Below are 18,461 nucleotides of genomic sequence, written 5' to 3'. Positions count from 1 at the left end.
GCCATGAACCTTCCCTTCACGCGGATCAGCGCACGGGCAGAGCAAGCGTTCCTGAGCGCGCGCGGGACAATGCCATATTGACCGCTACCGCAAGGTCGGGCAAGCGCGCCTGCGCTCCGCGGGTGTAGCTCAATGGTAGAGCAGCAGCTTCCCAAGCTGACGACGAGGGTTCGATTCCCTTCACCCGCTCCAGCGCTCCCAACAATTTTCTAACTTTCTGTGCGGGTCAGGGCTCTGTCTGATAGATTTATGGTGTGGACTAATGCCGTCCTTGAACGGGCTGATCACAATAAATCTTGACGATCAGCGAACGCAACTGCCGCAATATTCAGCGATAGCTGCTTCAACTACTCAGCGCATCAGCCCAGGATTTTGACCAGTCTCGCAATGGGTCAAGGTCTTGCATCAACCGTTGTCCTAAGGGGGTTAGAGCATATCCTTCGGCCTCAGGTGCGATCAACAAGCTTACCCGCAATTCCTTCAGTCGACGGTTCAAAACTGAGGGCGAGACCTCATCACAGGCGGCTTGCAGTGCGCGAAAGTTCAGAGGCTTAGCTCTCAGTTCCCACAAGATTCGCATAGTCCAACGCCGTCCAAGAAGGTCGAAGGTGGCCATAAGGGGCTGCCCCGATGTGGATCCTCGACTGGCACGACCTGGAAGAGGGGTTGTCATGGCGCTTCTCTTTCGGTAGCAGGCGCGCTTCTAATACAGAAGCATTTCCATAAGATTGAAGGAATTTCGTACATGTTCTTAATAGATATTGAATTTACTGAGCTTGATCTAATTACCCAGAATCTGACGATGCAGCATCGAAAATATTTGTCTGACGAATATAAGAAAGGCAATTTAATGTTTGGTGGGCGCAAATCCCCCCGAACTGGAGGAATCTTGCTGTCGCAACATAAGACACGATTGGAAGTGGATACCCTTTTGCGGAATGATCCGTTTGTTCAGGCTGGCGCGGCTTGCTATTCCATTACGGAGTTTGAGCCTGTGATGGCTGCGGACGCCTACAGTGATATCCTGCCTGCCAAGTGATATCCACCTTGAATCTCGACGAAAACATCGGCCCGCATCGCTCAATTCTCTCTCAACTTAGGTTATTTGATTCACGCAAAGTATGGAGGGCGGGTACTGCGTTGAACGTAAGTGCCATTGACCTATCCGGCCGTGTGCGTTCCTCATTGAATAAGGTGAAATTCGATGCCTCAAGCTGATCTCAAATACTCGGCCGACCTCGAGATCGAGCCAGTGGAATTGCTTGCGAGAATTGAGGCAATCATCGACGAGCATGATTCCGGTGCAGGGGCATGCAAAGGCAGAGCTTACCCGACAGCCGAATACCATCACAGTCACCTACTGCTTGATATCGCGGTCTTATCTAAACCGCATCGGAACGACGAATGGGCAAACGCCTTGCTAGGCAAGTTGGTACACGCATTGGCCCAATATATCCCGAAACCCTGCCATGTTGCGGTTGGGATCGGGTTTCTAAGTCCATACTATCGCAGCAAGCCACCGAAATGATGGGCCGGCAACTGCCGCACCACCGGATCTGATCTGTGAGCCGGAGGCACCTCAGTAGCCGAGGTCCCTATCCCGCCTTGCGTTTCAGCTCCCTTGGCGAATAGCCGAAGCGGGTGGTGAAGGCGCGCGTGAAGGCGGCAGGTGATTGGTATCCTGTACCGGCCGCTGCTTGCTGGACGGAGCAGCCCGTGTCTTCCAGCAGCGAGAGAGCCTTTTGCAGGCGCCATTCCGACAAATAGCTCATCGGGCCCATGCCCATCAGTTCGCGGAAGCGATCGGCGAAGCTGCTGCGCGACATGCCGACTTCGCTGGCAAGGCTGCCCACGGTCCACGGCTTGTCGGCCTCGCGATGCATGAGCTGCAGGGCCTTGCCGATTTGGCGGTCGGTCAGCGCGGTCAGGATCGATGCCATTTCAGGCGTGCTGCCGACACCCAGCCTGAGCAGTTCGATGAAGCAGACTTCGGATAGCCGCGTAATCGTTGCTTCGGCGATATCACCTTCGCTGAACATCCGGCGAGTGAGCAGGCGAAGGACTTCGTCCAGCCATACCTCGCGGGCGCGAGTGGCCGAGCATGTGAGCAGGTAATCGGGGAGGGCGCGCAGCAGCGGATGGTCTGCGCCATCGCGCAGGGTGAAATGCCCGCAGATCAGCTGGGTAGATGCGTTGCGATCGCCCTTGCCGACCACCAGTACGCCGCGCCCGTCGTAGCCGGCATCGCTCAGGACCGTTTCAAGCGGGGGCGCCTCGTCGACCGGTGTACAGGAGAGGGTATGCGAACGCCCACGCGGGATCAGGATCAGATCTCCTGGCTTCAGCTCGGCATATTCGCCGTTCTCGAACCCGACCAGACAGGTCCCTTGCACGCACAGGTGGAACCGGGCGGCTTGCTCCAGATTCGGGACCGTGACGGCCCAGGGCGGGCTCAGATCGGTGCGGAAATAGAGGGTGCCCTTGAGGTTGAGCGTGCTGAGGATGTCGTCGAGGATGTTCATCGAGTTCTCCGGTTGGACGGTGTTCGATCTCACCTGCCAACCCCTAGAAATTCAAACCGGCGCCAAATTTGAAGCGGATATCCGTTTCGTTCTGGATGCCGTTCAGGTCCTCATGAACCGGTATCCCGAGCGATGTAAATATCGACCAGCCATTTGCCGAGCTGTAGCGCAGGCCGGGCGCCAGGAAGATCTGTGTGCCCCCGCTGTGGATGTCGCGGACCGATCCGATGCGTTCACGCTCTTCCCACTCGCCATTGACTTCGAGGATCAGGTCGAGCGCTTCGTGCCGCTCGAATGAGCCGTCGGCGTGGACGTGCGAGCCCTTGCCGAGCCGCCAGCTGAGCCCCGCGTTGAAGGCGAGGTGATCACCCAGATTGGTGTCCTGCGATCCCTCGGTCCTGAGCGTGTAGAGCACGTTTGCGGTGGCGGACAGCGGACCGAAATCCTTGCCAAGCGACAGGCCGAAGCGAGGGTCCCATGAGCCCGAACCGGGTTGGAATTCGGCTTCGAACCGCTCTCCGTCATTTGTCCGCTGCCGGGTGGCGCCGGTCGGAATGCTCAAGCCTGCCAGCAAGGCGACCCCGACGCCGTCGGTTTCGCGATCGAGCAGGGCAAACTTGGCTCCCAGCTGAAGGTCGCCGACGCCGTCGGCCGTGCCGAGCGCTTCGACCTCGGGTTCTTCGCCGTCTGCATCGCCGTCATCGCCATGGTGGCCCGCTTCGCGGATGCCGTTCCGAATGATGAAGGGGAGCGCAAGGCTCAGGCTCAGTCGGTCGGTAAGTCCGTATTCGAGGCCCAGCGTGCTGATGTAGGCGGTATCGGTATTGTGCACGCCTTCATTGTCGTCCTCCGCGAACTCGATCAACTCGGCGTCGGAAAAGGCGCTGTAGTCCTCAACGTAGAATTCGACACCGAGCACGAGATCGCCCGCCTTTGCCGTTTCCGGGCTCACAGTCGTGATCGCGCCCGCGGAATTCGCCGGTCCGGATACGGTTACGTGATGCGCCATGGCTGGCTGTGCCCCCATGAGGCAAAGCAATGCCGATGAGAGCAAGGCGGATGTCTTCAAACGGGTGGGCATTTCGGTCTCGTTCTGGAATTCGGGGTTGAGCAATGCGGGGCTGGATCGGCAGGGGGCGTCTACTTGACGACGACCTTGCCCTTCATGGCTGGGTGGTAGGTGCAGATGTATTCGAAGGTTCCCTTGTCGGTGACCTTCAGGCTCCAGCTCTGGCTGTGGTTCAGCTTGGCCGAATCCCATTGCTTGGCCGTGGCCGTGTGCGGGGCGGCATCCAGGTTCTTCCAGGTGATCGTGTCACCCGGCCTTGCCTCCACCACTGCGGGTGAAAACTGAAAGTGGTGTATTTCGACGATGTGGACCTGCGGCTTGGCGGGCGCCTTCGCTGAGAGCTCATCCGACGATCCGAAGACCGCCATGAAGCCGAGCAGGGCCCACAGTCCCACGAAAGCAGACAGGAGGCCGCGATTGCGGCCCCCTGCTGCGAAATTGAGCGCTATGGCTCTCACTTGAGCACCCGCACCATGTGTTCGGCATGCTTTTCGTGCACTTTGAAGATTTCAAGCGCCTGGCCAAGCAGGTCCTTGAATTCCTTGTTGTCGACCGCCGGGATGAAAGCGGTTTCAACGGTCTTGTTCACGAACTGGTGGTAGCCGAGTTCATTGGCGGCATAGGCGCGATCGAATTCGGCGCCCTGCATCTGGGCCATGGCGTTCAGCTTGGCATTCGCGTCGGCGATCAGCTGCTGGCTGGTGGCGTTGTCTTCAGGCGAAGCGCCGAGCTTGGTGAGCAGGCCGACGGCCAGATCGTTCACGGCAGCGTGGTCCTGGATCATCAGTTCGGCGAACTTGCGAACTTCGGGGTTGCTCGACTTGGCCAGCGCCAGGTGGGCGTAACGAATGTCGAGGTTGCCGGCGGTGTAGGCGATATGCGCGATCTGCATGTCGGTCGGGCCTTCATCGGCCATGGCGGGGGCAGAAATGGTTGCAGAAGCCAGGAGTGCGGCCGCGGCAACGCGGGTCAGGTTGCGGATCATCAGGCTGTTCCTTCATTGGTTGAACTGTCGTTCGTTCGTGCGAACGAGAGGGCAGTTGGCAGGTCATCCGGGCGGTGAAAACGGGCGCCCCTTGATCACGGACACCTCGCATCGGAGTTTGGACGAATTGCATTAAAATGGGCAAATCTGGCGATGAGGGGCCGAACGAATCGTGGCTTCAGCAAAGAATCACTCCTGATTCGCAGAACCTGGAGCCCCGGCATCCAGGGCAATTTCAGCTGAAATTGGCGCCAGACGATGCGGATCATCCATAAGATTTTGCTAACCGTACATATCGCGGCAATGGGCCTAGTTCGGCCCGCAAAACCCGACCTAGCTGGGGGCCTCACTGAATAATCAGTCGACCCGTTTTACTGCTAGGATGACCGTTATGATTGATGCCAAACTTCTTGCCCGCGTTCTGGGCGCCACCTTCGTTGCCACCGGCCTTTTGGGCTTCGTTCCCAACCCGATCGTTTCGCCCGATGGCCTGTTTGCCGTGAACACCATGCACAACCTGGTGCATGTCGTAACCGGTTTCGTCTTCCTGATCGGCGCCTCGATGGGCAAATCGCGGGCGACTATCCTGGGTATTGGTATCGGCTATGTTGCCGTCACGATCCTGGGCTTCCTTACCGAAGGCCACCTGCTGCTCGGCATGATCCACATCAACGAAGCCGACCGTTGGCTGCACGCTGGCCTCGCCGTTGCGATCCTGGCCGGCGGCCTGATCTCGCGTGAGCGTGCGCTCGCGACTGCGTAACTGAATCAAACATCACGCGGATCGATCGAGGGGCCGTGTCCTCATCGCTCCGCGTGATCGATGATACCCTCCTGGTCCGGCAGTTCTGGCGTTCGCGCCAGGGCTGCCGGATTTGCATTTCCGGTACCTACAACCCAAACGGGCAACGCGTCTGGCAGACCTTTGTCAGGTCAGATTGCCGACCTTGCGCAAGTGGTATTCGAAACCGCCAAGCAAAGCGTCGTTGGCGAGAATGCGCTTGTGCAAGTGGCTGATCGCAAGTTCGTCGGTCATGCCAACCCCACCATGTGTCTGGATGGCGGCTTCACCCACTTCGCGACCGAGCTTGCCGATCTGGCCCTTGAGGATCGCCATATCGCGTTCGCTTGCATGCCCCGCCTCCATTAGCGCGGCGGTGTAGAGCAAGGTCGCCCGTGCCTTGGTGTAGGCGATCTTCATATCGGCAAGGCGATGCGCCACCGCCTGAAAGGTCAGTACCGGAACGCCGAACTGCTTGCGGGTCGCGGCATAGTCTGCGGTACGCGCAAGCAATTCGCCCATCGCGCCGACGCTTTCGGCGCAGAGCGCGAGGAGTGCAATATCAAGTACTTCGCGTAGCACCGGTCCGATATCCGCCGAAAGCAGGGCGTCGCCGCCAAGCCGGGCTCCGGTGAACCGGATATTCGCCGCGCGGCGACCGTCGATAGTCTGGTAGCCGGTCGTTACGGTGTCGCCCTGGCCTGAAGCGACCGCAAAGAGAGCCAGCTTGCCGTCCAGGCGAGCGACAACCAGTAGCAGGTCGGCATCTGCGCCCGCCAGGACCATGCGCTTTTCGCCTTCGAGCACGAAACCGTCACCATCGCGTTTTGCAGTCATCGCGATTTGCGAGGGGTCGGCGGTCCCGTGACCTTCCTCATATGCCAATGCGGCGATCTTGCTGCCGCCCATGATCGCTTCCAGCTCGCCGCTTTCAGCCTTCGCCAGGAGTGGTGCGGCGAGGAGGGCGGTTGCCAGGAAGGGTTCGGCCAGCAGGTGGGCGCCGAAGGGTTCGGCAATGACCACCAAATCGGGTGCCGAACCGCCAAGGCCGCCTGCCTCCTCGGCAATCGGAAGGGCGAGCAGGCCGATCTCCGCCAATTGCTCCCAGACGGCACGCGACCACCCGTCGCTTCCACGAACGATCTTGTTCCGGGCGTCAAAGTCATAGCTGCGCTGGAGGAAGGAAGAGACGCTGTCGCGCAGCATCTGCTGTTCATCGGTGAAGTTGAAGTCCATCGCGTCAGGCCCCCCGTCCGGCGGTGCGTGCGATCAGGTCGCGTTGCACTTCGTTCGATCCGGCGTAAATCGTCGTCGCGCGGCTGTTGAGGTAATAGGGCATGGCAACCAGCTCCAGGTCGCTGCCGAGCGGTTCGACATTCGCCCCGACGCGCAGTGCCTCATGTTGCAGCGGCAGCCCCTCGGTGCCGCAGACCCGCGTCATCAGCACGCTGATCCGTTGGGTCAGCTCTGAATTCATCGTCTTGTTCATCGATGGCCAGGCCGGATCGTTGGCCATCGGGTGGCCGCTGACACCCAGCTTCTCGAAGTGCTCAAAGCTGGCGATGTCCGCCTCGAGCTCGCCCAGATCGCGCAGGAACACCGGATCTTCGGCGAGCATGGTGCCGAAACCGCTGGGGGTGGTCTGGGCTGCCTCGCGGATTCGTTCGATGCCGCGGTGCAGTGTCGGGCTCTGCGCGCCGCCGCCGCGCTCGTGCTTGAGCAGGTGCTTGGCCACCGTCCAGCCATCGTTTTCCGCACCGACGCGGCCCGATTGGGGTACGCGGACGTTGTCGAAGAACACCTCGCATTGCTCGGGAAAGCCATCGAGCCCGATGATCGGACGGATGGTCATGCCCGGATAGTCGATGCGGTCGAGCAGGAGGAAGGTGATGCCTTGCTGCTTCTTGCCTGTGTTGTCGGTGCGCACCAGCATGAACATGCGGTTCGCGTGGTGGGCATAGGTGGTCCAGATCTTGGACCCGTTGATGATGTAGTCATCCCCGTCGGGATCGGCGCGGCAGCTGAGCGAGGCTAGGTCCGAACCGGAGTTCGGTTCCGAATATCCCTGCGCCCAGAAGTCTTCGCCCTTGAGGATTCCGGGCAGGTACTTTGCCCTCTGTTCTTCGGTGCCGATGTCGATCAGCAGCGGGCCAACCATGCCGAGCCCTTGCGGTAGCAGGGGCGGCAAATCGCGGCGGCGATACTCCTCGGCAAAGATATGGCGCTGTTCGATCGACCAGCCAGTCCCGCCATGCTCGACCGGCCAACCGGGCGCGGCCCAGCCTTTTTCGTAAAGTATGCGATGCCATGCCATGACCTGGTCGAATGGTGCGAAGACGCTGGTGAGTTTGCGCCCGGCCTCGCGAATTTCGGGCGTGGGGGCCGTATCGAGAAAGGCACAGACCTCCGCGCGGAAGGCCTCGAGCTCGGGACCGAATTCGATCTGCATGATTGCTTCCCCTAAGGCCTTACTTGGGCGGCATCCGGATTGCGCCGTCGAGGCGGAACTGGTGACCGTTGATGTAGCTGTTGCGCGCGATCTCGACGATCAGCGAAGCGAATTCTTCCGGATGGCCGAGGCGCTTGGGGAAGGGGACGCTGGCGTTGAGCTGGGCCCACATCGCCGGATTGCGATCCTTCATGCCCAGCATCAGCGGCGTGGCGAAAATGCCGGGCATGACCGAGTTTATGCGAATGCCGATGTCCATCAAATCGCGCGCCATCGGCAGGACGAGGCCGTTCACGCCCGCCTTGCAGCTGCCATAGATGACCTGTCCGATCTGCCCGTCCTGTGCCGCGACGCTGGCGGTCAGCGTGATGCAGCCACGTTCGCCGTCTTCATTGAGCGGTTCCGAATTGGCCATGCCCAGCGCTGAATGGCTGGCAATGCGATAGGATGATACGAGGATACCCTCCGCCCCGAAGGCGTAGTCTTCGGTCGCCAGGCGCTTGTAGCTGCCGGTTTCCTTGTCCCAACCCAGCGTCTTGCCGCGGCGGCTGGTCATCGCGCAGTGTACCGTCACGCGTTCCTGGCCGTGCGCCGCGCGGGCCTTCTCGAAGCCGGCAACGACCGAGTCCTCATCGGTAATGTCGACCCGTGCAAAGCAGCCGCCGATCGCCGCGGCATGGGCCTCGCCCGCTTCCTCGTTGACGTCGAAGATCGTTACCTTGAGCCCCGCGTCCGCCAGTGCCTGCGCACTCGCCTTGCCAAGCCCAGATGCGCCGCCGGTAACCACCGCCGCCATTCCCGGTGTCAGTTCCATCGCCTCTCTCCCTGTGTTTCTTTGCCTACCGTGCTATCGCAAGGCGGTAGGCAGCGAAAGGGGAGCGAGGGCGCGCCGTGACATCATTACTGTTTGCCATGGTAGCCAGCTTTCTTGCCGCCGCAGGCGCGCGCGATCAGCTGATGGTGGCGGCGCTTCGCGAACGGCTGGGGGCGTCGACCGCGCTCTTGCTGGTGGCACTGGCCAGCGCGGCGGGCACGGCCTTCGCCGCGGCGTGGTTCGGCGGGCGCCTGTCAGCCGGCATGTCGCAGGACGCCTCGACCATGTTCGTTGCCATCGCCCTGCTGCTGGCGGCGTTCGAATGCGGCTGGCCGCATCGCTTCCGCAAGCCTGAGGAACCGACGCGATCGCTCGGTGCGATTGCCATCGTGCTATTCGCGCGGCAGTTGACCGATGCGTCGCGGTTCCTCGTTGCGGCTTTCGCGGTGTTCTTTGCATCGCCTTCACTCGCCGGTTTTGGCGGGGCCTTGGGTGGCGGAGCGGCCGTAGCACTGGGATGGGCCATGGGCGAGGATTTGGAGCGCCGCCTGCCGCTGCGCCGTTTGCGGATCGTGATGGCCGTGGCGCTGTTCCTGATTGCCTGTGTGGTCGGAGCCAGCGCGCGCGGGCTCATCTAATAATCGGTAAATTCGATTATTGTTAATCCTATTGATCGGGAAACAAGTGCGCTGCTTGCGCGTAGGGTATGTGAACGCAATTCCAGACAAGGGACGTTTCCATGGCCAATGCCAGCAGTAACTCGAAGACCCAACTCATCGCCGCGCTCAATGGCACGCTTGCCGATACCTTTGCGCTCTACCTCAAGACCAAGAACTTCCACTGGCACGTCGCGGGACCACGTTTTCGTGACCTCCACCTGATGTTCGACGAACAGGCGCAGCAGCTTTTCGGGACCGTCGACATCATTGCCGAGCGTGCGCGCAAGCAGGACGGCGAAACCCTGACCTCGATCGGGGCCATCGCCAAGCACACCAGGATCAAGGACCAGGATTCTACCGCTATTGGTCCAGACGAGATGGTCGTGGAACTCAAGGGTGACAACGAGACGCTGCACGAGCGCCTTGAAACGCTCAAGAATGCGGCCGAAGCGGCAAACGACAATGCCACCAGCGCGTTGGTCGATGAATGGATCGACGCGTGCGAGGAGCGTATCTGGTTCCTGCGCCAGACCGCCATGTGAGCGAATAGCTATGCGCACAGCATCTTTAGCCGCCTTCGCCCTTGGGTGTGGGCGGCCTTGGTGTATCAGCGTGGCATGACTGACGTGACGATAATCGAGAATGCGGACGATACGCACATCGCCGACTGGCTGGCCGAACGGCTTTCTGCCGTCATGGCTTCGCGCGAAGGGCCGGTGACGATCACCGTACCCGGAGGCTCGACCCCGTTCCCGATCATGGAACGCCTGCTTCAACGCGATCTCGACTGGACGCGACTGGTCGTGTGGCCAGGCGACGATCGCATCGTGTCCGAAGAACACCCTGCCTCGAATACGGGCAAACTGCGCGCATTGTTCGAACCTGCGGGGGCAGAAGTCGTCACGCTGACCGAGATGGAGGCCGTGCCGCACTTCGACCTCGCCTGGCTGGGAATGGGGGCGGACGGGCATATCGCCTCGCTGTTTCCCAATATCGATCCTCGGGTAGACGAGCCGCGAGCCATCCTGCGCCTGACCCCCGATCCGCTACCTCCCGAGGCGCCGTTCGATCGGATCAGCCTGACCCTGCCGTCACTGTTGGCGAGCGACGCGATCGTGTTCGTCATGCGCGGGGCGGACAAGCGCGAGATTTTCGACTCTGCACTTGCGGGTAAACATGACCTCCCGGTTGCGCGGCTGCTTTCGGCAGCTAAACAACCGGTGACATGCTTCGCCTGATCCCACCGCCACTTCACCGTCTGGCGCTCAACTGCGGGCATCGCCTGCGGCACTATTGGCGCAAGGCCAGCGGCATCACTGGGGAAGGTGTTAGCATCATTGCCCGCGATTTCGACGGGCAGATCCTGCTCGTCAGGCACAGCTACGGCCTGCAGGGCTGGTATTTTCCCGGCGGTGGCATGCGACGCAAGGAGATGCCTGAAGAGGCCGCCCGGCGCGAATTGCTCGAAGAAACGGGCTGTCCTGTCGAGGGGCTCAGACTGGTCGGCGTGCTGGAAGAGGAACTCTCCGGCGCGCCGCATACCGCGCATATCTTCGAAGGCATCGTCAACGACATGCCGCGACCCGATGGGCGCGAAGTGATCGAAGCTCGCTTCTTTCCGACGCATTCGCTGCCCGAACCGCTCAGCCCGCGGACCAAGGCCCGGCTCAAGCTGTGGCAGGCGCGGAAGAACTAGAGCAGGCTCAGCTGCGCGTCGGCGCGCGGCTCGTCCTTCTCGTCGCTTCCCTCGAGCTTGGATAGCGTCAATCCCATCAGCCGGATCGGCATGGGTAGCGGGAGCATCTCTTCGAGCAAGGCGCGCCCGATCCCGGCAAATTCGTCCTTGGTTTCGATGGGGCGGTCCACGGTCTTTGCGCGGCTCACAGCCTGGAAGTCGGCATATTTCATCTTGAGCGTGACCGTGCGGCCCTTAGCCTCGGTCTTCTCGATCGAGGTCCAGACGATGTCGATGATATCCTCCATCGTCTCGCGCAGCTCGCTGCCGGCAGAAAGGTCGCGGCTGAAGGTGCGTTCGCCGCCCACCGATTTTCGGATGCGGCTGGCGCGCACCGGCCTGAGGTCGATCCCGCGCGCCGCGCGATAGAGATAGTCGGCAAAGCTGCCAAAGTTCGACCGCAGCCAGGCGATATCCTTGGTCGCCAGATCCGCACCAGTGGCGATGCCTAGGCGCGCCATCTTCTCCGCGCCCTTGGGGCCGACGCCGTGGAAGCGGCGGATCGGCAGCTTGGCGACGAACTCGGCTCCTTCCCCGGGGCGGATCACGCACATTCCATCGGGTTTGTTCTGGTCGCTGGCGATCTTGGCGAGGAACTTGTTGTAGCTGACCCCGGCACTGGCAGTGAGCCGGGTCTTGGCGCGGATTTCCTGGCGGATCAGCTCTGCGATCCGCGTGGCGCTGCCGATCCCCAGCTTGTCTTCGGTGACGTCGAGATAGGCTTCGTCGAGGCTCAGTGGCTCGACCAGATCGGTGTAGTGGAGGAAGATCGCGCGGATCTGGCGGCTCGCTTCCTTGTAGGCGTCGAAACGGTGGCGCACGAAGATCAGGTCTGGGCACAGCCGCTTGGCGGTGACCGAGGGCATGGCGCTGCGCACGCCGAACTTGCGCGCTTCATAGCTGGCCGCGGCGACCACCCCGCGCCCGCCCGCGCCGCCTACCGCGACAGGCTTGCCGCGCAAATCCGGGTTGTCGCGCTGTTCGACGCTGGCGAAAAAGGCATCCATGTCGACATGGATGATCTTGCGGAGGCCATCGGCCTCGCCCTCATCGTCCGTGTCTTTCGCGTCACTCATCGGCACCAAGATAGAGCGGCGGGTTGCAAAGCGGAACCGTGTCCGTCAGTTGCGCGCTTGTGCATATGCGAAATGATCCTGAAGGCGGTGGTGAGCGCCCCATAGCCGAGGCTGCACACGGCCAACGGATCGGCGAGCGTGAGCTCATCTGGATGATGGCGCTGCTGATGGCGTGCAACGCCTTTGGTATCGACGCGATCCTGCCTGCGCTGGACAAGCTTGCCTACAGTCTCGGCGCCGAAGGCAATGATCGCCAGTTCATCGTCGGCGTCTACCTGCTCGCCGCGGGATTCGGCACGCTGATCCCCGGTGCCTTTGCCGACCGTTATGGCCGGCGCCCGGTGCTGTTCGCAGCGTTGGGATGCTACATCGTTCTGTCGCTCGCCTGCGCTGCGGCGGAGACTTTCAGCCAGATGATCTTCTTGCGCGCGCTGCAGGGTTTCTTCGCCGCCGGCATTATCGCGCTTCCCCCGGCGATCATCCGCGATCGCGTGGGCGGCGACCGCATGGCGCGGATGATGAGCCTGATCTTCGTGATCTTCCTGCTGGTGCCTGCAGTGGCACCCAGCATCGGGCAGGGCGTGTTGCTCACCATGGGCGACTGGCGCTGGATCTTCGTTGCGATGGCGGCGCTCGGCTGCATCATCACCGTGTGGGTCTATTTTCGCTTGCCCGAAACGCTGCATGAGGCAGATCGGCAGGAGATCAACGTCTCGATCATTGCGCGCAACATGCGCAGCGCGGTGACGCTGCGATCGACGATCGGGTACACGCTGGCCAGTGCGTTGGTGTTCGGTGCCCTGTTCGGCTTCATCAACTCCAGCCAGCAGCTGATCGGTGAGGCCTTTGGCGCAGGCGACCAATTCCCACTGCTATTCGCGATCTGCGCGGGGTGCATGGCGATCGCCAATTGGTCGAACAGCCGCATCGTCGAACGCTTCGGTGCGCGGCGGGTCAGCCATACGGCGCTGTTCCTGTTCATCGTGGTGGCGGGCATGCAGTTGTGGTTCGCCACGCGCCCGACCGAGACGTTGTGGACCTTCGTCCCGCTGATGGCGGCGAACATGAGCTTGCTGGGCTTTATCGGGGCGAACTTCGGTTCGATCGCGATGCAGCCGTTCAAGCACATCGCTGGCGCCGCCTCGTCGGCGCAGAGCTTCCTGCGCATGACCACGGGCGCGACGCTGGGTGCGGCGGTGGGCTATGCCTATGACGGCACCGCACGGCCCCTGGCTATGGCCCTGCTGGTATCCGCCGGAACCAGCCTGTTCTTCGTGCTCTATTCGGAACGCGGGGCGCTGTTCGGTCCGCCCGATCCCGAAGATGAGGACGAGGACTAGGGCTCGCTGGCGAGCTTGCGCCAGGCGAGTTCGGCAAACTCGCACAGCAAGGGGCGCGTATCGCGCGGGTCGATGATGTCTTCAACATTGAACCGTTCCGCGCTGCGGAAGGGCGAAGTCACCTTGTCCAGTCGTGCCCGGATGGCCGCGAGTTCGGCGGCGGGATCGTCGGCCGCTTCCAGATCGGATTTATAGGCCACCTCCAGCCCGCCTGCGATGGGGAGTGAGCCCCAGTCGCCCGACGGCCAGCAATAGCGGTACTGGTAGGTCTCGGCGTTGCTCATCGCGCTGCCGGCGATGCCATAGGCGCGGCGCAGCACGATCGAGGCGAGCGGGACGGTCGCTTTGTAGACCGCGTTCATCGCCTGCACCCCGTAACGGATGGTGCCTGCGATCTCCGCCTCGCGACCGATCATAAAGCCGGGATTGTCGACCAGGTGGACGATCGGCAGGCGGAACTGGTCGGCCAGCTTGACGAAGCGCTCCACCTTCTCGCTGGTCTTGGCGTCCCACGAACCGCCGAGATAGCTCGGATCGCTGGCGAGGACTGCGACTGGCCAGCCATCGAGTCGGGCCAGCGCGGTGATCCCGGTGCGGCCCCACAGCCGGCCGATTTCGAACACCGTGCCCTTGTCGAACACCATGTCGAGGCAGCGGCGCATCGAATAGACCTGCTTCTCCTCGCGCGGGACGAGGCTGAGCAGCGCCTCTTCGCGGCGGTCGACCGGATCGGTACAGGCAGCGCGGCGGGCGAGTTGGCCAACGTGTTCGGGCATGAAGCCGAGGAAATGGCGCGCACGGGCGAAGGCTTCGGCCTCGCTGGCCACCTCGTCGTCGACCACCCCGTTGCGCGTATGGATTTCGCTGCCGCCCAGTTCCTCCTTGGCGCGCTGGTGATCCTCGGGGCCCTTGTAGCTTTCGCCCAGGCCGTCGACCACGGCGGGGCCGGCGGCGAAAATCTGGCTGAGCCCCTTGACCATGATCGAATAATGGCTGGCGACGACCCGCGCAGCGCCCAGGCCGGCAGTGGGGCCCAGCGCCAGCGCCACCACGGGCACCGTGTCGAGGTTCCTCACCACATCCGACCAGCCGGGCACGGCCGGGATATAGGTCGCCCCGATCTGTTCGAGCGTCCTGACCGATCCGCCGCCGCCGGTGCCATCGATCATGCGGATGATGGGCAGCTTCATCTCGTGCGCCATCTTTTCCGCCTGCACCATCTTGCGGCTGATCCCCGCGTCGGCCGCACCACCACGAATGGTGAAGTCGTCGGCCGTCGCCACTACCGGGCGGCCATTGACCGTGGCCTTGCCGAACAGGAAGGGGGCGGGGAGCACCCCAGCAAGGTTGCCGTCCTCGTCATAGGAACCCTTGCCGGCGATCTTGCCGATCTCGCGGAAGCTGCCCGGATCGACCAGCGCAGCGAGCCGCGCGCGCGCATCCATCTTGCCGCGCGAATGCTGGCGCCCGACCTTGTCCGGGCCGCCCATCTGTTCGGCCAGCGCCTCGCGGTGGCGCAGTTCTTCGAGTTCCTTGGCCCAGCTCATGCGTGTCCGCTCTCCTCAGGCAGCACGCTCGCAAGGGACGGGCGGAAAGGGAAGCCTTATTCTTCTTTGGGCTCGACAATTGCCAGCACGGCGTCGACCTGCACCTGGCTCCCGGCGCTGACCGCCAGGCCGGACACGGTCCCGTCGAAGGGCGCGGTGAGCGCGTGCTCCATCTTCATCGCCTCGAGCACCATCAGGCGCTGGCCCGCGGTGACGGTGTCGCCGTCGGCCACATCGACTGTGATGACCTTGCCGGGCATGGGGGCGATGATGTCGCCGTCATGTGCGTGATGGTGGCCTGTTCCGCGTTGTGGTTGCGACGTGAACAAATGTCCCCGGCCCCGCTCAGTCACTACTATGGTATCTGGATTCAAATGGTCGGCAGGAGCCTTGCCTGCGAAGGTCTCCGCTTTGGCCGAGTAAGTCTCCGCCCCTGAGTAGAGTGTGACGCTAGACTTAGGCGAAGCGTTTAGCCTAAACCCAAACGTCCCTTCACGAAACGCTCGATCATTCCAGTCAATTCCACTCCAATCGAGCCAATCGTGCCTAAAGCGCGATGCGGCCGAGACGACCACATCACGTGAGGGAGGGTGGCTTGCGACCAACGTCTCCTCATGTCGAGCGATCAGGCCAGTATCAAGATCACCGGCGACGAATTCCTTCAAATCGAGGCATTCATAAAGAAATGCCTTGTTGGTCGTGATTGGAAACACGACAAGGTTATTCAAAGTTCTCAAGAGCCCCTGACGCGCCAATTCTCGACTATCATCGTGAAAAATGGCCTTTGCGATCATCGGGTCATAGAAGGCGGTCACGCTGTCGCCACTTTCTACGCTCCATTCCAAGCGTCCTTCGGGCGGATCGAAAACCTCGTCAACTGGACCAGGACTTGGCAAAAACCCTTTCGCCGGGTCCTCCGCATAGAGCCGCGCCTCAATCGCCCAGCCGTTGATCGAAAGCTCTTCCTGCTTAAGCGGGATTGACTCCCCGCTCGCCACGCGCAGCTGCCACTCAACCAGATCAACCCCGGTGATCTCCTCGGTCACCGGGTGTTCGACCTGCAGGCGGGTGTTCATCTCCATGAAAAAGATGCGGTCGGCGCGCAGGCCTTCGCTGGCGTCGGCGATGAATTCGATCGTGCCCGCGCCCTCGTAATCGACCGCCTTCGCGGCACGCACGGCTGCGGCGCAGATCGCCTCGCGCGTCTCCTCGTCCATGCCGGGGGCGGGGGCTTCCTCGATCACCTTCTGGTGGCGGCGCTGGAGCGAGCAGTCGCGTTCGAACAGGTGGACGACATTGCCGTGGCTATCGCCGAACACCTGGACTTCGATATGGCGCGGCGAGGTGATCCACTTCTCCAGCAGAACCTCATCATTGCCAAAGCTCGCACGCGCCTCGCGCTGGCAGCTTTCGAGGCTTGAAGCGAAGTCCTTCGGGTCGTCGACCTTGCGCATCCCCTTCCCGCCGCCACCGGCGACGGCCTTGATGAGGACGGGATAGCCGATCATGTCGGCTTCCTTCGAAAGCCGCTCGAGCGACTGATCCTCGCCAAGATACCCTGGCGTCACAGGCACACCGGCGGCGATCATGCGCGCCTTGGCTGCGTCCTTGAGGCCCATCGCTTCGATGCTTTCGGGTTTGGGGCCGACCCAGATCAGCCCAGCGTCGATCACGTCTCGCGCGAACCCGGCGTTCTCTGACAGAAAACCGTAGCCCGGGTGGATCGCATCGGCACCGGTCGACTTCGCCGCGGCGATGATCTTCTCGCCAACGAGATAGCTTTCGGCAGCGGGCGAGGGGCCGATATGAACCGCTTCGTCCGCCGAACGAACGTGCAGTGCCTTGGCGTCGGCATCCGAATAGACCGCGACCGTCGCGATTCCCATGGCACGCGCGGTGCGCATGATGCGGCAGGCGATCTCGCCGCGATTGGCGATGAGGAGTTTCTTGATCATCGTAGGTAAGTCAGCGTCCCTTGGGGCAATTGTCAGGTTCGACGGTGTATTGGATGCCGGTGACCTTCCACGCGCCCTCGATTTTCATCAGGTTGAAGACATCGATCCCGCAATGGGTCCGTTTGCCGTCGAGATCGAAGCTGTATTCGGCCCAGACCACCGCGATATTGCCGCGGACCAGCACGGTCGGATCCCAATAGACTTCGCGGAAGGTTTCCTCACCCTCACCGATGGAGACCAGATCTTCTGCGAAGCTGCGCATCCGAACCACATCGCGGCCTTCGCGAATGCGGTGAGAAACCAGCAGGCCCTGTTCGGTCGATACCGCGGCAATCACTGCCGGGTCCCGCTCGTTGAGCCCGCGCAGGAATTCGTCGACCGAATGCAGGATCTGCGCGTTGCTATCGTCTTGCGCCATAGCGGGCGTACCAAGGCACAGCGCCGCCGCGGCAAGCATGCTCGTCCAGCTTTTCATGGTCTCACTCCGTCTCTCTCGCAACGGCGCTAGCCGTAGCGTCGCGGGGGTTCAAGTTACCACCCGGCTACGGGGCGAAAATCGTGGCGGGTCCAGTCGATTGGCTGATCAGGGGGGGAGGGGCGATTGAGCAGTGCTTCGCCAAGGGCCCTGACGACATGCCACAGTTTCTCCGGCCGGCTTACGCGGGTTCGACTGTCCCACGCACCGGCGCCGCGCGCCAGCACCTTGCGCCCGATTGCGCCATAGATATTCGCTGCCGCCAGCACCGCCCAACGCTGGCGAAAGCGCAGCCGTGCCGCGCCCAGCTTCGAAGCCTGCTCGTGCTTCTCCATCAGCCCGATAAGGCGCGGCATCAGGCTGGCGAGGGCCTGGCGGTTTTCGGGCGAAGCATGCTCACCCGATTGCCAGCCCTTTTCCGCCAGCCAGCCTGCAGGAAGGTAGCATCGCCCGGCTTCGGCATCTTCAACTATGTCACGGGCGATATTGGCAATCTGGAAGGCCAGCCCGAGATCGCAGGCGCGATCGAGCGTCTCGCCGTCCGTGGGACTTACCCCCATGACCAGAGCCGTCATCACGCCGACCGAACCCGCGACGTGATAGCAGTAGCGCAGCAAGTCTGCCTCGTTCGATGGCTGCCACCGTCCCGCGTCCAGCGCGAAGCCGCCGATCATGTCATTGGCAAGCTCCATGGTCAGCCCGCATTCGTCGGCGACCAGGCCGAACCCGTCGAAGGCCGGATCGGCGGTTGGCTGCTCTTCGAGCGCACGCCGCGTCAGGACGCGAATCGCCTGCACCCGGTCTTCGGCGTCCTTGAGGTCGCCCTGATCGCCAAGCGGCCCGCCCTTGTCCTGGTTGTCGGCAATGTCGTCGCAACGGCGGCACCAGGCATAGAGCAACCACGCGCGCTCCCGCGTGTGTCGATCGAACAGTTTCGATGCGGAGGCGAAGCTCTGCGAGCCTTCTCTGATCGCAATCCGCGCCTTCTCCACCAGTGCTGCCCGGTCACGCCCTCCGCCCGCGCTGGCGGGGGTCGGGCGGAGGTTCATCGTGG

General features: G+C 62.2%; 20 protein-coding genes and 1 tRNA gene. 8 read left to right on the top strand and 13 right to left on the bottom strand.

Annotation, left to right across the window (positions count from 1 at the left end; genetic code table 11):
• The first annotated feature begins 118 nt into the window (after positions 1–118).
• Positions 119–192, top strand: a tRNA-Gly gene (locus tag AAFM29_RS11175).
• Positions 193–343: 151 nt separating this feature from the next.
• Here AAFM29_RS11175 and AAFM29_RS18095 read toward each other — a convergent pair.
• Positions 344–616 (bottom strand): winged helix-turn-helix transcriptional regulator, encoded by a 273-nt coding sequence (locus AAFM29_RS18095; protein ID WP_371830737.1) that lies wholly within the window; start codon positions 614–616, stop codon positions 344–346.
• Positions 617–745: 129 nt separating this feature from the next.
• Here AAFM29_RS18095 and AAFM29_RS11170 point away from each other — a divergent pair, with 129 nt between their 5' ends.
• A complete protein-coding gene (locus AAFM29_RS11170; RefSeq protein WP_341712882.1) occupies positions 746–1,039 on the top strand; it encodes a YciI family protein in 294 nt (97 codons plus the stop codon).
• 556 nt (positions 1,040–1,595) lie between these two features.
• Here the strand turns inward: AAFM29_RS11170 and AAFM29_RS11165 are convergent.
• From AAFM29_RS11165 to AAFM29_RS11150, 4 genes are read right to left on the bottom strand one after another with little or no spacing between them, the layout of a single operon-like run.
• Complete coding sequence (locus AAFM29_RS11165) at positions 1,596–2,555, bottom strand: AraC family transcriptional regulator (protein WP_341712881.1); 960 nt, start codon at positions 2,553–2,555, stop codon at positions 1,596–1,598.
• 10 nt (positions 2,556–2,565) lie between these two features.
• Positions 2,566–3,603: a transporter gene (locus tag AAFM29_RS11160; RefSeq protein ID WP_341712880.1), complete on the bottom strand. Its 1,038-nt coding sequence runs from the start codon at positions 3,601–3,603 to the stop codon at positions 2,566–2,568.
• Between the two features lie 59 nt (positions 3,604–3,662).
• On the bottom strand, positions 3,663–4,049 hold the full coding sequence (locus tag AAFM29_RS11155; protein WP_341712879.1) for a cupredoxin family copper-binding protein: 387 nt from the start codon (positions 4,047–4,049) through the stop codon (positions 3,663–3,665).
• Positions 4,046–4,576, bottom strand: coding sequence for a DUF4142 domain-containing protein (locus tag AAFM29_RS11150; RefSeq protein ID WP_341712878.1), 531 nt, complete (start codon positions 4,574–4,576; stop codon positions 4,046–4,048). The genes AAFM29_RS11155 and AAFM29_RS11150 overlap by 4 nt, the downstream gene beginning before the upstream one ends.
• Positions 4,577–4,967: 391 nt before the next feature.
• Between AAFM29_RS11150 and AAFM29_RS11145 the strand changes: the two genes are divergently transcribed.
• Positions 4,968–5,339 (top strand): DUF4383 domain-containing protein, encoded by a 372-nt coding sequence (locus tag AAFM29_RS11145; protein WP_341712877.1) that lies wholly within the window; start codon positions 4,968–4,970, stop codon positions 5,337–5,339.
• Between the two features lie 165 nt (positions 5,340–5,504).
• Here the strand turns inward: AAFM29_RS11145 and AAFM29_RS11140 are convergent, their stop codons facing one another.
• The 3 genes from AAFM29_RS11140 to AAFM29_RS11130 are packed head-to-tail and all read right to left on the bottom strand — an operon-like array spanning position 5,505 to position 8,620.
• Complete coding sequence (locus AAFM29_RS11140) at positions 5,505–6,593, bottom strand: acyl-CoA dehydrogenase family protein (protein WP_341712876.1); 1,089 nt, start codon at positions 6,591–6,593, stop codon at positions 5,505–5,507.
• Positions 6,594–6,597: 4 nt separating this feature from the next.
• Positions 6,598–7,806, bottom strand: coding sequence for an acyl-CoA dehydrogenase family protein (locus tag AAFM29_RS11135; RefSeq protein ID WP_341712875.1), 1,209 nt, complete (start codon positions 7,804–7,806; stop codon positions 6,598–6,600).
• Positions 7,807–7,825: 19 nt separating this feature from the next.
• The gene (locus AAFM29_RS11130; protein WP_341712874.1) at positions 7,826–8,620 is read right to left on the bottom strand and encodes an SDR family oxidoreductase; all 795 of its coding nucleotides are present in this window, start codon (positions 8,618–8,620) and stop codon (positions 7,826–7,828) included.
• 77 nt (positions 8,621–8,697) lie between these two features.
• Between AAFM29_RS11130 and AAFM29_RS11125 the strand changes: the two genes are divergently transcribed.
• From AAFM29_RS11125 to AAFM29_RS11110, 4 genes are all read left to right on the top strand, one after another.
• A complete protein-coding gene (locus tag AAFM29_RS11125; protein ID WP_341712873.1) occupies positions 8,698–9,258 on the top strand; it encodes a hypothetical protein in 561 nt (186 codons plus the stop codon).
• Positions 9,259–9,359: 101 nt separating this feature from the next.
• Positions 9,360–9,821, top strand: a complete 462-nt coding sequence (locus AAFM29_RS11120) for a DNA starvation/stationary phase protection protein (protein WP_341712872.1) — start codon at positions 9,360–9,362, stop codon at positions 9,819–9,821.
• A gap of 75 nt (positions 9,822–9,896) precedes the next feature.
• A complete protein-coding gene (locus AAFM29_RS11115) occupies positions 9,897–10,517 on the top strand; it encodes a 6-phosphogluconolactonase (protein WP_341712871.1) in 621 nt (206 codons plus the stop codon).
• Entirely contained in the window at positions 10,505–10,975 is a 471-nt protein-coding gene (locus tag AAFM29_RS11110) for an NUDIX domain-containing protein (protein WP_341712870.1), read from the top strand. Before AAFM29_RS11115 ends, AAFM29_RS11110 begins: the two co-directional genes overlap by 13 nt.
• Here the strand turns inward: AAFM29_RS11110 and dinB are convergent.
• Positions 10,972–12,090 carry a DNA polymerase IV gene (gene dinB, locus AAFM29_RS11105; RefSeq protein WP_341712869.1) on the bottom strand — a complete coding sequence of 373 codons (1,119 nt, stop codon included), beginning with the start codon at positions 12,088–12,090 and terminating at the stop codon, positions 10,972–10,974. The two genes, AAFM29_RS11110 and dinB, sit on opposite strands and share 4 nt — an antisense overlap.
• Before the next feature lie 65 nt (positions 12,091–12,155).
• Here dinB and AAFM29_RS11100 point away from each other — a divergent pair, with 65 nt between their 5' ends.
• Positions 12,156–13,430 carry a multidrug effflux MFS transporter gene (locus tag AAFM29_RS11100; protein ID WP_341712868.1) on the top strand — a complete coding sequence of 425 codons (1,275 nt, stop codon included), beginning with the start codon at positions 12,156–12,158 and terminating at the stop codon, positions 13,428–13,430.
• On the opposite strand, the gene AAFM29_RS11095 is transcribed toward AAFM29_RS11100, so the two are convergent.
• The 4 genes from AAFM29_RS11095 to AAFM29_RS11080 are packed head-to-tail and all read right to left on the bottom strand — an operon-like array spanning position 13,427 to position 18,456.
• Positions 13,427–14,977 carry a carboxyl transferase domain-containing protein gene (locus AAFM29_RS11095; protein WP_341712867.1) on the bottom strand — a complete coding sequence of 517 codons (1,551 nt, stop codon included), beginning with the start codon at positions 14,975–14,977 and terminating at the stop codon, positions 13,427–13,429. The genes AAFM29_RS11100 and AAFM29_RS11095 overlap by 4 nt on opposite strands.
• A gap of 56 nt (positions 14,978–15,033) precedes the next feature.
• On the bottom strand, positions 15,034–16,932 hold the full coding sequence (locus tag AAFM29_RS11090; RefSeq protein WP_341712866.1) for an acetyl/propionyl/methylcrotonyl-CoA carboxylase subunit alpha: 1,899 nt from the start codon (positions 16,930–16,932) through the stop codon (positions 15,034–15,036).
• A 10-nt stretch (positions 16,933–16,942) separates the two neighbouring features.
• Positions 16,943–17,407 carry a hypothetical protein gene (locus AAFM29_RS11085; protein ID WP_341712865.1) on the bottom strand — a complete coding sequence of 155 codons (465 nt, stop codon included), beginning with the start codon at positions 17,405–17,407 and terminating at the stop codon, positions 16,943–16,945.
• A 56-nt stretch (positions 17,408–17,463) separates the two neighbouring features.
• Positions 17,464–18,456 carry a phytoene/squalene synthase family protein gene (locus AAFM29_RS11080; protein ID WP_341712864.1) on the bottom strand — a complete coding sequence of 331 codons (993 nt, stop codon included), beginning with the start codon at positions 18,454–18,456 and terminating at the stop codon, positions 17,464–17,466.
• Positions 18,457–18,461 lie beyond the last annotated feature (5 nt).

The sequence above is a fragment of the Erythrobacter sp. genome (assembly GCF_038133525.1).
GTDB lineage: Bacteria > Pseudomonadota > Alphaproteobacteria > Sphingomonadales > Sphingomonadaceae > Qipengyuania.
The sequence above is the reverse complement of the archived record's forward strand: the minus strand, read 5'-3'. Positions and strand labels throughout refer to the sequence as shown.